This window comes from Enterococcus sp. DIV0176 (assembly GCF_050528535.1).
In the GTDB taxonomy this organism is placed as follows: Bacteria; Bacillota; Bacilli; order Lactobacillales; family Enterococcaceae; genus Enterococcus_B; species Enterococcus_B thailandicus.
This window is the reverse complement of sequence record NZ_CP172879.1, coordinates 761,255-774,549: the sequence shown is the minus strand read 5'-3', so window position 1 is coordinate 774,549 and position 13,295 is coordinate 761,255. Positions and strand designations below refer to the sequence as shown.

Genomic DNA, 13,295 nt, shown 5'->3' with positions numbered 1-13,295 from the left:
TTGTTTTATTCTATATGCTTAGTATATTTATTTTCTCTGTAAATTTTTATCAGATTTTTTTCGTTTTTTTTAAAAACGTGAGAGTTTTATTAGCAAAACGTTTCAAAAACAGCCTTAAAACGACTAACATAAAGTAAGAGGATGCTTCTTTCACTCATTGAAAATGAACGTATATCTGGTTTTCTTCACAAAAAAGACCAGGACACTTAATTTTTCCTAGTCTTTTTGATTGTACTTTGTTCACAACCTTAATCAAAGGAGTTTTCTAAATTAATTTGTTTAGCAGACTCTCAAGCAGCAGAAACAAATAATAACTACCTATTATTTTGGTCTATTTTCTATTCATAAGTAGGTATCACGAGTAAACTAGAGCATGATTAAAAATTTTATGAACTTCGTCCATAAATAAAAGGCACACAGATAACAAAATCTGCGTGCCTCTTCTTCTATTTGCAACCTTAGTCTACTGATTTCAGTGCTTCTAACATATCTACCCGTTTCAAACGACTATTAATTACAAATGCCAATATTGTTGTTACTACTGCGATAATTATTGTTGGGATAATAAAACTGATTGAAGATAACGCTGGATTAAACATCACATCATCAGGTGGTACGACATTGATAATGTATTGGTGGAGGAGTTCCCCAATTCCAAAACCTGTGATGATTCCTAAAATCGTAAGTAAAATCGTTTCACGATAAATATACAGTGTTACTTCTTTATCATAGAACCCTAGTACTTTAATTGTTGAAAGTTCCCGCATTCTTTCGGAAACATTGATGTTAGTCAAGTTGTAAAGAATAACAATCCCTAACAATGCAGCGACAACGATCAAAACTTTCATGATTTTATCTAGTGAATGAACAATCGTATCAATTTGGTTCATCAAAGTCGTATTTTGAACCACACCTGCGACACTATCTAAGTTAATAAATTTAGCTGCTTGTTCTTTAGTATTTTTAGTTGAAGGATTCTTCAAATTCACCAAATAAGCATTCGTTGCGAAATCTGTACCAAATAGATTTTCATAGCCAGCTTTACTTGTAAAAGCAAAGTGTCCCATGTACATTTCTGTAACCCCAGCAACTTTCATTTTTTTATCCTTTTGATTACTATCTTTAAAAGTAACTGTGTCACCAGTTTTGACATCTAGGAGTTTGGCAAGTCGCTCGGAAATAATCACCCCATCATCAGGTAAAGATAATTTATCGCCGCTTTTTCGATCAACTAAACTAATATAATCTGAAAAATCATTTGTACTTTCTGGGACAATTAATTTAATTTCTTGCGTATCTTTATTTGAACCCGCAACCTTTGTCAATTCTTCATAATGGATTGCTTTATTCTGCTTGATTTCAGAAGTACTTAATTGTTCATCAAGCGCTTGTTCTTGATCCTCTGGAACAAACTCATTTTGTGCCACAATCATATCATAATGAATAAGGCTGCCAAATTGGCGATCATTGATTCCACCAATCGAATGTTGGACGCTAAATCCGGCAAATAAGAGAGCAACCGCACCAGCAACACCAAAAATGGTCATCATCATTCGTTGCTTGTAACGGAAAATATTTCGAGCTGTTACTTTGTGAGTAAAACTCATTCGATTCCATAAAGGCTTGATTCTTTCCAATAAGATTTTTGATCCTGCGGAAGGTGGTTTAGGTAATAAAAGTTGTGCAGGATTTTCTTTTAGTTCTCTGGAAGCTACGACAAAAGCTGGAACGACCGAACTAATCAAAGCAAGTAGGATTGCTACGAATGAGATACCCCAATGAAAATGTAACTCGATTTTTGGAAGTGTAAAGCCAGAATGATACGCATTATAAACAATCAATGGCAATAATGTGTGCCCTAAAATAATCCCTAAAATGGTACCAGAAAGGCTGGAAGTCAAACCATAGAAAGTGAACTTTCTAATAACATCCTTATTTTCATACCCTAACGCTTTTAATGTCCCTGACTTGATCCGCTCTTCATCGACGAAACGTGCCATCGTCGTCAAAGTGACTAAGGCGGCTACAAAATAAAGGAAAATTGGAAACACATTGGCTAAAGAATCAACAATTTTTGAAATACTACCATAAATTCGATACCCTTCGCCACCAGGGATTTCCCGACGGCTGTTTAACGAATAAGTAGGTAAAGACAGATGGTCAACCATCTCTTGCGCTTTATCAAGTTTTTCTTGATTTTTGGCAATTTCTTTTTCTGCTTCTTCTTTTTTAGATTGGAATGTTTGATTTTTTTCTTCATATTCCTTTTGTTTTTTTGCTAGTTCACTTTTCGCATCAGCCAGCTGTTGTTCGCCTTCCTTTTGTTCTGTGGCTAATGTATCTTTTGCTGTCGTTAATTCTGTTTGTTTCGTTGCTAATTCATGCTTTGCTTGTACTAGTCGATCAACATTTTCTTGGTACTCTGCAGACTTTTTATCTAACATAGCCGCACCTTCGTACCATTCATTTAACCCAGCATAATAGGTTCCTAGATTTTGGTTGTAAGAAGCGATACCTGCATTGTATTGTTGCAAACCACTTTGATATTCGACTTCTTTTTCATTCAAATATGCTTCTTTTTGACTCAATGTTTCTTGTGCTGCCTGTAACTGTCCTTTTGCATTTGCTAAAGCCGCTTTTTGCTGTTCTATTTCAGCATTTGCTGCTGAAAGTTCTGCTGCTCCAGCATCTAATTGCTGTTTTGAAGTTGCTAATTGTTGTTCAGCCTCAGTTAATTTTTGATTGGCTTTGTCTAACTCCGCTTTTTTTGTATTTAAAGCTTGTTGCGTCGTTTCAATTTGTTGCATACCTGGCGTGTAAACTGTTTCTATGAAATGATTGTATGCTACTTGTGCTTGTGACAAGTTTGCATTGACATTATCAAGTTTGCTTTGTAATTCAGCTTGTTCTTCTTCTGTTAAATCAGGATTTTTTAAAGCTTGTTCTAGTTCATTTTTTGAATCCGTCAATTGATTCATTGTTGTAACATATTGTTGCTTCCCTGCTTCTAACTCCTGTTTCTTTGTGTCCAAGTCTGTTTGTGCTGTTTGAAGTTGTTGGACACCTGCTGTATATTCTTGTTTTTGCTGATTAAATTTGTTCAATGCCGTTTGATACTCATTATTTTTTGTGTCATATTCTTGTTGTTTAGTAGCTAGTGTTTGTTCAGCTTGCGTAATTTGAGCTTCTGCCACAGCCAATTTTGCTTGATTTTCATTGACTTGATTGTAGCCAGCAACAAGTTGTTCTTTCCCGCTTGCTAAAGCATTCGCAGCAATGGTCAATTGGTCATTAGCACTCGTCAAAGTTGAACGTGCTTGGCTCAGCTGTTGTTTTCCATTTTGAAGCTGTGTCCATTTTTCATTCAATGTTCCAGAACCATCAGCAAGCTGTGTTTGTGCTGTTGCTAACTGTTTTTCTCCTGCTTCAATTGATGCTTGCGCTGTCGTGATTTGTGACTCGCCATTTGTAATTTGTTCATTAGCATCGTTCACTTTAGTTGTTAGTTCTGTTTGTGCATCTTGAATTTGTTGCGTGCCATTGGCTAACTCACCTTTTGCATCTTTTAATTGTTGCTCGGTATCTTTCAACTGTTGTTTCGCTTGATTGATTTGTTTCTGACCATCATCAATTTGGCCTTGGTATTCCTTTTTGATTGTTGCTAAGCGGATTTCTGGTTGATCTTTTAAACGTTCGCTTAAATCATCCTTATGCTTTTGAAGCTTGTCTGTATAATTGTCAGAATAAGGATCCACTTTTTCTAAATTACGAAAAGTCATTCGTGCTAACATATAAATTTCAGAATCAAACGTTTTCTTAGGAACAATCGCGTACCCATTTAAGGAACCTGTTCCTGCTGTTGATACGCCTTGATTAATACTTGAAACGATTTCGCCGGAATAAATAAACCCGACAATCTTGAATTTATGCTCTTTTAAAATCGTTTGACCAGATACATCTTCTTTTTCGGTAAATTCGATCGTATCACCAAGTTTATATTGATCTGCATAACTATTGTCTAACGCGATTTCATTAGCTTTCTCAGGTAGTTTGCCACTTACCCGTTCATAATCAGAAATTTTTTCTCCCTTTGAAAAAATTCGAATACTTGTTTTTGTATCCTTAATGACCACATCTTTTAAATACCCATATTCAATCGAGCGAACACCAGTTGTTTGATCGATTGCTTTGACGTCATTGTCATCAATCCCCAATGTTCCAATCACAGTAAGATCAGAAACATTTAGTTCATTAAAGTAATTTTCTCCCGTTGATCGCATATTAGGTCCAGTAACTTTTAGCCCGACCAATGCAAATGAACCAATCAGCATCAGACCCATAATTGATAAAAAGCGAGCTTTGGATTTAGAAATTGATTTAAAAATATCTTTCCATAACATTTTTTTCATTCGATTCACCTACCACTCGATATCTGCAATTTTGCTTGGACGAGGATTAATATCAACACTTTTTACCGTTGCATCTCTCATTCGAATCACTCGGTCAGCAATCGGTGCGATCGCTGCGTTATGCGTCACGATGATAACTGTTGCGCCATTCACACGACTCATATCTTGCAAAATCTGTAACACTTGTTTTCCTGTTTGATAGTCAAGTGCCCCTGTAGGTTCATCACACAACAAAATTTTGGGATTTTTAGCAACCGCTCTGGCAATGGCTACCCGTTGTTGCTCACCACCTGATAGTTGTGCAGGAAAATTATCAATTCGTTCACCCAAACCAACTTCTTGCAAAACTTGAACTGGATCAGAAGCATCTTTAACGATTTCTGAAGCTAATTCAACATTTTCTTTTGCTGTTAAATTAGGAACCAAATTATAGAATTGAAAAACAAAACCAACATCTTCTCGACGATATTTCGTTAGTTGCTTCGCGGTATAATCAGAAATATCTTTTCCATCAATAATGATCTTCCCTTCATCGTTGGTATCCATTCCACCTAAAATATTCAACATCGTTGATTTTCCAGCACCAGAAGCACCCAAAATAATCGCTAATTCACCTTTTTCGACTTCAAAAGATACATCGTTATTTGCTATAATTTCCGTATTTCCCATATGGTAACGTTTATAGCTATTCATGACTTCTATATAACTCATAAACTCACTCCTTCTTATTACTCTAAATAAACATCGTGTTGATTTAATTACAGGTTGAGTATATAATCAAAGCAAAAGAAATACAATGAACACATTTTTTTATCTGTTCATTTAAGGAAAAAGGTCGTGTATCTAAATGAAAAGAAATACGCAAACAAAAGAAAAAATCAAAAAATCGTTTATCCAGCTCATTAACGAAAAAGGTTTTGAATCAATGACAGTAAGTGACATTGCAAAGCAGTCTCAGATCAACAGAGGAACTTTTTATCTTCATTACGTCGATAAATATGATCTAATGGAAAAATTAGAAATGGAGGCTATTTATGACCTCAAACAAATTTTGTTATTAGATACAAACCCTAAAAATTTGGAAGATCCTATCCAATTGATTCCTTATGAATCTATTTTGCACGCACTTATCTATATAAAAAATGATTTTGAGTTTATTCAGGCTTTAGCTAGTGAAGGTGGCGATCCACATTTTATGCAGATGGTCAAAGATATTTTAAATGAACTGGTTCTTTCAAAATTAGATAAGTCCAAAAGTCTTCAATTTTCTCGTAAAAATTTACCCGACGATTACGCGAAAGAAATTTTATTATCCAGTATTGTCGGCGTTGTCAATTTATGGATCAAAAAAGGTGGAGAAGAAACACCAGAACAAATCGCGACTATTATTACCAAAGCAAAAGAAATCTCCCCTTATGAACTTTTACTTTAGAGCCCAAGTCTCTTGAGAGTGAGATAAAACTGGAAAACCGGTCGTTCTCAGCACATTTTTCAATTTAAAAAACGTCCAAAATCAACGTTTTCAAAATGAATTTTAGGCGTTTTTTCTATTTTGGCTACTTTTTCCAGCCTAAAGATACTCTTTGTAAAAGCAGTGTCCAATTTAATACAAAAAAAGAGTCCTTGCTTAAGCAAGGACTCAGATTTGTCGAATAATAAATTAACGACGGATTTCTTTGATACGAGCAGCTTTTCCGTGTAATGCACGTAAGTAGTACAATTTTGCACGACGTACTTTACCATAACGAACTACTTCGATTTGAGCAACACGTGGTGTGTGTACTGGGAATGTACGTTCAACGCCCACTCCGTTAGAAATTTTACGAACTGTGTAAGTTTCGCTGATTCCAGCACCACGGCGTTTGATTACAACACCTTCAAATAACTGGATACGTTCGCGTGAACCTTCGACAACTTTCGCGTGAACACGTACAGTGTCACCAGGGCGGAAAGCTGGGATGTCAGAACGTAGTTGTTCTTTTGTTAATTCTTCGATTAATGGATTCATGTTTTCTTCTCCTTATTCCAAACATTCTTATGAGTGAACTCACAGCGGAACATCGTAATAGTTAAGTGCTTTGCACTCACCATAGAATATTATCACACTATCAAATGAGTGTAAAGTAAATTTTCATGACAAACAGTATTTTACTGTTCTGCCTCTTCTTGCTGGATTTCAGCTAAAAATTTCGCCATCTGCGGTGTTAGTTCTAAGTCAGCTAGTAGATCCGGGCGTCGTTGAACGGTTCGACGTAACGATTCTTTTAATTGCCACTCTTCAATCAGCTTATGATTACCATTCGTTAATACATCAGGGACTTTCATTCCTTTAAATTCAGCAGGTCTCGTGTACTGCGGATGCTCAAGTAAGCCAGTAGAATATGAATCTGTTTGCGCAGAAGTTTGATTTCCTAACACATCGGGAAGTAAGCGAACAGTGGCATCAATCATAACCATCGCTCCAAGTTCTCCCCCAGTCAAAACGTAATCACCCAACGAAACTTCGTCTGTTACCAAAGTTCGGATTCGTTCATCATATCCTTCATAATGACCACAAATAAATACTAACTGCTCTTCTTGCGAAAATTCTTCTGCCATCGCTTGATTAAATTGTTTACCAGCTGGGTCTAACAAAATCACTCGCTTCTTGACAGTTGGATTTGCTTCATCAATTGCTTTTAAATTGTCATAGATTGGTTGAACTTTCAATAACATTCCAGCTCCACCACCATAAGGGTAGTCATCGACTGTTTGGTGTTTGTTATCAGAATACTCACGAAAATTAGACACATTGATGTCTAGCAATCCTTTATCAACAGCTTTCCCAATAATTGATTCACCCATAGGACCTTCAAACATTTTAGGAAATAGGGTCAATACATCAATTTTCATCATCAATCAACCCTTCTGGAATTTCCACATGGACTACTCCATTAGCTACATCCACTTCCTTTACGACTGATGCAATATAGGGAAGCAACAAATCTTTTTTCTTTTCACGTTGAACTACCCAAACATCATTTGCTCCAGGAGAAAGGATTTCTTTCACTTTTCCAAGTTTTTCGCCAGCCTCATCCAAGACCTCTAAGCCGATGATCTCATGGTAATAAAATTCATTTTCTTCCAGCGCTGAAATTTCTTCTTTTGACACCTTTAAAATGCCGTCACGATATTTTTCGACATCATTGATTGATGGGTGTCCTTCAAAACTCAACAAATCAAAATTTTTGTGTTTACGATGACTTTTGATAGTCAATTCAACCGGTGCTTTTCCATCTTGGAACAAAGTTAGCTGTGCACCCTTTTGGTAACGTTCTTCAGGAAAGTCAGTCGTTGAAATAACACGAACTTCACCCTTTAAACCTTGAGTATTGACAATTTTTCCAACATTTAGATATTCAGTCACAATTTTTCCTCATTTCTTTTTTCTCTGCTTCATTTTAGCATGGGCGTTTAGTCAATTCTAGTTTTGTTTTTCAAAATGAATTCTTTTTTACTTTTATGTCAAAAAATAGAAAAATACGGGACATAGATTGAACTCATTTTGTGTTCTACCCACGTTTTACGTTTACGGTTGAATAAGGTAATCTTTGCGATAGAAACTTTTTAAGGCCATCATTCTTTCGTAGAAAGCAAAAAAAAAAACTGTTTCGAAAAAATTCGAAACAGTTTTTGATTATTCCTTATCATCAACGATATTTAAACGAACCTTTTTAGGCGCGTTAATTCGTACACCGTAAACGATAGTCCGAATTGCTTTGGCAACTCGTCCTTGTTTTCCAATGATACGACCAATATCTTCTGGTGCTACAGTTAGATTGTATTCATAAAAATCTTTCGATTCAACGACCTCTAACCGAACTTGATCAGGATGAGTGACTAACGGACGAACGATTGTTAAGACTAGCTCACTTAAATCTTTCATATCCGCTCACCTTATTTCTTTGAAAATTTAGCTTCGTGGTGTTTTTGCATAACGCCTTCTTTTGAAAGGATGTTACGAACTGTATCTGAAGGTTGTGCACCTTTTGATAACCAGTTAAGAACTAAGTCTTCTTTTAAAACTACTTCTGCAGGGTCTTTCAAAGGATTGTAAGTACCTACAGTTTCGATGAAACGTCCGTCACGAGGAGAACGTGAATCAGCTACTACAATACGGTAAAAAGGACTCTTTTTAGAACCCATACGTTTTAAACGAATTTTAACTGCCATTATTTATTTCCACCTCCATTGATTTATTCACAAGATGTAGTGTAACAGTTTTTTTTTACCCTGTAAAGCTTTTTTTCTTTACAGTCTCATAAATTCCTTTTTTTATTGATTATAGACATTTTTTTCGATTATTTTATTGGATCTTTAAATAGCAAGTGTTTTTATTTGCTCGTTTTACTTATTTTTTGTAAGATGGTTATGAAAGATAATTATTAGGAGGTTCTATTTATGACAAAAAAAATTGGCTTTTTTATTGGAAGTTTAAGAGAAGATTCTTATAACAAAAAGGTTGCTGAAGCTTTCGCAAGCTTACTACCTGAAGGCTATGAAAGTGTCTTTGTTAAAATTGATGATCTTCCTTTTTATAATGAAGATCTTGAAACACCAGAAAATGCACCGGAAGCTTGGACTCGTTTCCGTAACGAAGTAAAAGATTTAGATGGTGTTATTTTTGTTTCACCTGAATACAATCGTTCAATTCCGGCAGTCTTGAAAAACGCACTAGACGTTGGTTCTCGTCCTTATGGTCAAAGCGTTTGGGATACAAAACCTGGTTTAGTTGTTACTGCTTCTCCTGGTGGAATCGGTGGATTTGGTGCTAACCATATTATCCGTCAATCTTTAGTCTTCTTAAATGTGCCAACACTTCAACAACCAGAAGCTTACATTGGTAATATTGCAAACTTAGTTGGTGAAGATGGAAAAATCATTGATGGTACGATGAAATTCTTTGAAACAATTGTGAATGCGTATATTGACTTCTTGGAAAAATTGACGAAGTAAAACAAAGGTTGTGAAAGAAGTGTACAGCTCCAATAAATAAGAATAAATTTTCAGAAATTGCTTCTCAAATTTTTGTGAAATTTATTCTTATTTTGAAGGAGTTACTTCTTGAACACCGTGGATAAAGGTTGTGGCTCAAAGCGCTTAGCTCCGACAAGATAGCGAGCAGTCACTCAAAATAGCTCTTCATATTTTGAAGTGGATGCAAGCTATATCTAGGAGTTGCTTTGGGAGCACCGTGGATAAAGGTTGTCGCGCAAAGCGTTCAGCTTCAAGCAATTCAGCAAAAAAAGTTGTATGCCAAATAAAAATTTGGCATACAACTTTTTTATTTTTTTCGATAATGTAATTCAAGAAACTGACCAAATTGTTGTGCACCAACATATTCTAGTCTTTCTTCATAGTCACCGGGTTCAAACAAGCGAATTCCCTCACCGAGTAAGACTGGTGTGATTTGAATCCACCATTCATCAATCAACTGTTTTTCTAACAAAGGTTTAAGCAACGAGCCTCCACCAACAATCCAGATGTCCGAGCCAGATTCTTGTCGAAGGTTTTCTACAAACGAGGCAGGATCATCATTGATTACTGTCGCGTCTGGCAGAATCAATGATCGATTTCTCGAAAATACATAATTTTTCTTTTCCGGGTATAACAATTCTGTACCTAAAGATTTCTTAGCTTCCTCATACGTTTTCCGCCCCATAATCGTTGTATCAATTGTTTCATAAAATGCTTCATAAGTTGTTTCCTCACCTGCCGGCGTATCAAATAGCCATTGTAAATCATCTTCTTTTGTTGCCAGATAACCGTCCAAACTAATAGCTCCGTAAAAAACGATTTTTCGCATATGTCTCTCCTTCACTTCGGATTTTTATCAATCAATTGATTCGTCTTCTTGAATCGTTGATTGCTTTACTTCTGAATGTCTAAAGCAATCAATGACATGATCATTAATGATTCCAACTGCTTCTAAAAATGCATAAATCGTGGTACTACCGACAAATTTAAATCCCTGTTTCTTCAGTTCTTTAGTGATTTTATCAGATAGTTCACTCGTTGTCGGAATTTCTTCTTGTGTTTGATACATATGATTCACCACTTCACCATCAGAAAACGACCATAAAAAAGTAGCAAAGCTTCCGAATTCTTGTTGGATTTTTTGAACGGCCTTAGCATTATGAATAGCAGCTTCAACTTTTCTTCGATTACGAATAATTCCTTTATCTTGAAGCAAAGATTCTATTTTATTTTCGTCATATGCCGCCACTTTTTCTAAAGAAAAATGATCATACGCAGAATCAAAAGCTTCAGTTTTATTTAAAATCGTTTGCCAACTTAATCCTGCTTGGTTAATATCCAGCATTAGCTTGCGATAAAGTCGTTGATCATCATATTCCGGAACACCCCAAATCGTATCATGATACTCTTTCATTGATGTCGTGTTTTCTGCCCAAGAACATCGTTTCATTTTCCTTACCTCCACTTTTCTTCATTAACAAAAAAGCTATGACAACATTTCAATCAATCGTTTGTCATAGCTCAAATTCATTCAATTCAGCAATTGCTTATTTACGTTTTTTCTTTTTCTTCTTGTTTTTCTTAACCATGCGATTCATCGCCATTTTTCCAAGTTTTCCTTTGACTCCTGTACCAAACATTTGGTCCATTCCCGGAATATTCATGTCACCTTTCGACATTTGTTGCATCATTTTACGGGATTCCTTGAATTGTTTAATCATGCGGTTTACTTCTACTACACTATTTCCTGAGCCAGCAGCGATACGACGACGACGGCTAGGGTTCAACAAATCAGGATTTTCTCGCTCAGCAGGTGTCATTGAGTAGACCATTGCTTTTTTCCGTTCTACATCTTTTGGATCAACTTTTACGTTTTCAATCCCTGGTACTTGATTCATTCCTGGAATCATTTTAATTAGATCTTCTAATGGCCCCATTCCCATTACTTGATCCAGTTGTTCAATAAAATCATTGAAGTCAAAAGAATTTTCCCGCATTTTTTGGGCAAGTTCTTCCGCTTTTTTCTCGTCATAATCTTGTTGCGCTTTTTCGATCAGCGTCAGCATGTCACCCATACCCAAGATTCGGCTGGCCATACGATCTGGATGGAAGACTTCAAGATCTGTTAATTTTTCACCTGACCCAATAAATTTGATTGGTGCACCAGTTACTGAACGAATAGATAACGCTGCCCCACCTCTGGTATCTCCATCAAGTTTTGTAATAACAACCCCAGTAATACCTAGTTGTTGATTAAAACTGTCAGCTACGTTGACCGCATCTTGTCCAGTCATTGCATCAACAACCAAGAGAATTTCATTTGGTTGTGCAATTTCTTTGATTTGCTTCAACTCATCCATTAAGAGTTCATCAATGTGTAAACGACCAGCCGTATCAATCAAGACATAGTCATTTTTCTTTTCTTTGGCAACTTCCATTCCTTGACGAACGATTTCAACTGGACTGACATCTGTTCCCATATCAAAGACAGGCACATCTAATTGTTGTCCCAAGACTTTTAATTGGTCAATCGCTGCAGGTCGGTACACGTCTCCTGCAATCATCAATGGTCGTGCTTTTTCATTTTTCTTCAAAAAGTTCGCTAATTTCCCAGCAAAGGTCGTTTTACCAGCCCCCTGTAACCCGACCATCATAATAACAGTTGGGACTTTTGGTGACTTGATTAGTTCTGCTGTTTCGGAACCCAAGGTAATCGTTAATTCCTCATCAACAATTTTGACGATTTGTTGTGCTGGTGACAAGCTTTCAAGAACTTCTACTCCAACAGCACGCTCCCGCACACGTTTCGTGAAGTCTTTGACTACTTGTAAATTGACATCGGCTTCCAATAAAGCCAAGCGGATTTCCCGCATCATTTCCTTGACGTCAGCTTCTGATACTTTTCCTTTTTTTCTTAATTTTCCCATCGCCTGTTGCAGACGTTCTGTTAAGCTTTCAAATGCCATTTTTCTTCATTCCTTTAATTAGTTTCTAGTTTGTTACTCTTCGATGTCTTGAATTTGCTGGATAGAACCAATCAGTTCATTATCTTTTGGATAGTGCTCGGTGACATAAGTCATCAGTTGTTCCAAGGCTTGTTCACGCACGATGTAATTTGAAAAAAGATGCAGTTTTTTCTCGTAGTCTTCTAAAATTTTTCCAGTTCTCTTAATGTTATCATAAACTGCTTGTCGACTGACTTGATATTCTTCTGCAATTTCTCCAAGTGAAAAATCATCAGCATAATACAGTTCCATATAATTCATTTGTTTTTCAGTCAATAAGGTCGAGTAAAATTCAAAAAGTGCGTTCATTCGATTTGTTTTTTCAATTTCCATTCAACTCACCTCATTTATCTTCGTAATTTCTTGCTGTTGTGCTAACCAATCTTCATCAGATAGAACGCTCATCTTCTGTTGTAAAAAATAGGCAGTTGCTACGCCTACACCCTCTGTTAATGTACCAGAAAATGTACCGTCATATATTTGACTACTACCACAAGAAGGACTTTTTGCCTTCAAAATGAGTTGATCAATCTGTTGTTCTTTTAATTTTTGCCAAGCAAGAATTGCACCTGCCTGATATTCTTTTGTCACATCGACACCTTTGAAAGTTATGACTCTTGCTTTCCCATTCCAAACGTCAAACCCATCTCCGCCGACAATTTCTGCTGGATCTCGGGGAATCGGTAAGCCACCCAAAACTTCTGGGCAAACCATGATGGCTTCGTGTTTTTCAACCAATGCGACAAGTTGCGAAACAGCTTTTGGCTGCCCATCATAACGACATAACACACCGCCTAAGCAAGCACTGATACCAATCATTTGAATCGCTTCCTTTCCTTCCAACAAAGTGCCTAATTATTATACC

General features: G+C 36.4%; 14 protein-coding genes. 2 read left to right on the top strand and 12 right to left on the bottom strand.

Translation table 11 applies throughout. The features are described 5' to 3' along the window. Positions 1-458 precede the first annotated feature (458 nt). Positions 459-4,409: an FtsX-like permease family protein gene (locus IGJ66_RS03740; RefSeq protein WP_430616836.1), complete on the bottom strand. Its 3,951-nt coding sequence runs from the start codon at positions 4,407-4,409 to the stop codon at positions 459-461. 9 nt (positions 4,410-4,418) lie between these two features. After that, a complete protein-coding gene (locus IGJ66_RS03735) occupies positions 4,419-5,120 on the bottom strand; it encodes an ABC transporter ATP-binding protein (protein ID WP_270344842.1) in 702 nt (233 codons plus the stop codon). Between the two features lie 136 nt (positions 5,121-5,256). Between IGJ66_RS03735 and IGJ66_RS03730 the strand changes: the two genes are divergently transcribed. Next, positions 5,257-5,841, top strand: a complete 585-nt coding sequence (locus IGJ66_RS03730) for a TetR/AcrR family transcriptional regulator (RefSeq protein ID WP_067483996.1) — start codon at positions 5,257-5,259, stop codon at positions 5,839-5,841. 228 nt (positions 5,842-6,069) lie between these two features. Here the strand turns inward: IGJ66_RS03730 and rplS are convergent, their stop codons facing one another. The 5 genes from rplS to rpsP all read right to left on the bottom strand — a co-directional run bounded on the left by rplS (position 6,070) and on the right by rpsP (position 8,621). Continuing rightward, positions 6,070-6,417: a 50S ribosomal protein L19 gene (rplS, locus tag IGJ66_RS03725; RefSeq protein WP_067483995.1), complete on the bottom strand. Its 348-nt coding sequence runs from the start codon at positions 6,415-6,417 to the stop codon at positions 6,070-6,072. Between the two features lie 140 nt (positions 6,418-6,557). After that, positions 6,558-7,301, bottom strand: coding sequence for a tRNA (guanosine(37)-N1)-methyltransferase TrmD (trmD, locus tag IGJ66_RS03720; RefSeq protein WP_067484148.1), 744 nt, complete (start codon positions 7,299-7,301; stop codon positions 6,558-6,560). Continuing rightward, positions 7,291-7,815, bottom strand: a complete 525-nt coding sequence (gene rimM / locus IGJ66_RS03715) for a ribosome maturation factor RimM (RefSeq protein WP_067483993.1) — start codon at positions 7,813-7,815, stop codon at positions 7,291-7,293. Before rimM ends, trmD begins: the two co-directional genes overlap by 11 nt. Positions 7,816-8,085: 270 nt before the next feature. Then, entirely contained in the window at positions 8,086-8,334 is a 249-nt protein-coding gene (locus tag IGJ66_RS03710) for a KH domain-containing protein (RefSeq protein WP_067483991.1), read from the bottom strand. Between the two features lie 11 nt (positions 8,335-8,345). After that, the gene (rpsP, locus tag IGJ66_RS03705; protein WP_005875628.1) at positions 8,346-8,621 is read right to left on the bottom strand and encodes a 30S ribosomal protein S16; all 276 of its coding nucleotides are present in this window, start codon (positions 8,619-8,621) and stop codon (positions 8,346-8,348) included. Positions 8,622-8,849: 228 nt separating this feature from the next. Here rpsP and IGJ66_RS03700 point away from each other — a divergent pair, with 228 nt between their 5' ends. After that, the gene (locus IGJ66_RS03700; protein WP_067483989.1) at positions 8,850-9,404 is read left to right on the top strand and encodes an NADPH-dependent FMN reductase; all 555 of its coding nucleotides are present in this window, start codon (positions 8,850-8,852) and stop codon (positions 9,402-9,404) included. A gap of 328 nt (positions 9,405-9,732) precedes the next feature. On the opposite strand, the gene IGJ66_RS03695 is transcribed toward IGJ66_RS03700, so the two are convergent. From IGJ66_RS03695 to IGJ66_RS03675, 5 genes are all read right to left on the bottom strand, one after another. Beyond that, a complete protein-coding gene (locus IGJ66_RS03695; protein WP_067483987.1) occupies positions 9,733-10,254 on the bottom strand; it encodes a dihydrofolate reductase family protein in 522 nt (173 codons plus the stop codon). 27 nt (positions 10,255-10,281) lie between these two features. After that, positions 10,282-10,875 carry a DNA-3-methyladenine glycosylase I gene (locus tag IGJ66_RS03690; RefSeq protein WP_430616835.1) on the bottom strand — a complete coding sequence of 198 codons (594 nt, stop codon included), beginning with the start codon at positions 10,873-10,875 and terminating at the stop codon, positions 10,282-10,284. 97 nt (positions 10,876-10,972) lie between these two features. Then, positions 10,973-12,391, bottom strand: a complete 1,419-nt coding sequence (gene ffh / locus IGJ66_RS03685; protein ID WP_067483982.1) for a signal recognition particle protein — start codon at positions 12,389-12,391, stop codon at positions 10,973-10,975. Positions 12,392-12,424: 33 nt separating this feature from the next. Next, a complete protein-coding gene (locus IGJ66_RS03680) occupies positions 12,425-12,763 on the bottom strand; it encodes a putative DNA-binding protein (protein ID WP_071869132.1) in 339 nt (112 codons plus the stop codon). After that, positions 12,764-13,249 carry a DUF523 domain-containing protein gene (locus tag IGJ66_RS03675; protein WP_430616834.1) on the bottom strand — a complete coding sequence of 162 codons (486 nt, stop codon included), beginning with the start codon at positions 13,247-13,249 and terminating at the stop codon, positions 12,764-12,766. Positions 13,250-13,295: the final 46 nt, after the last annotated feature.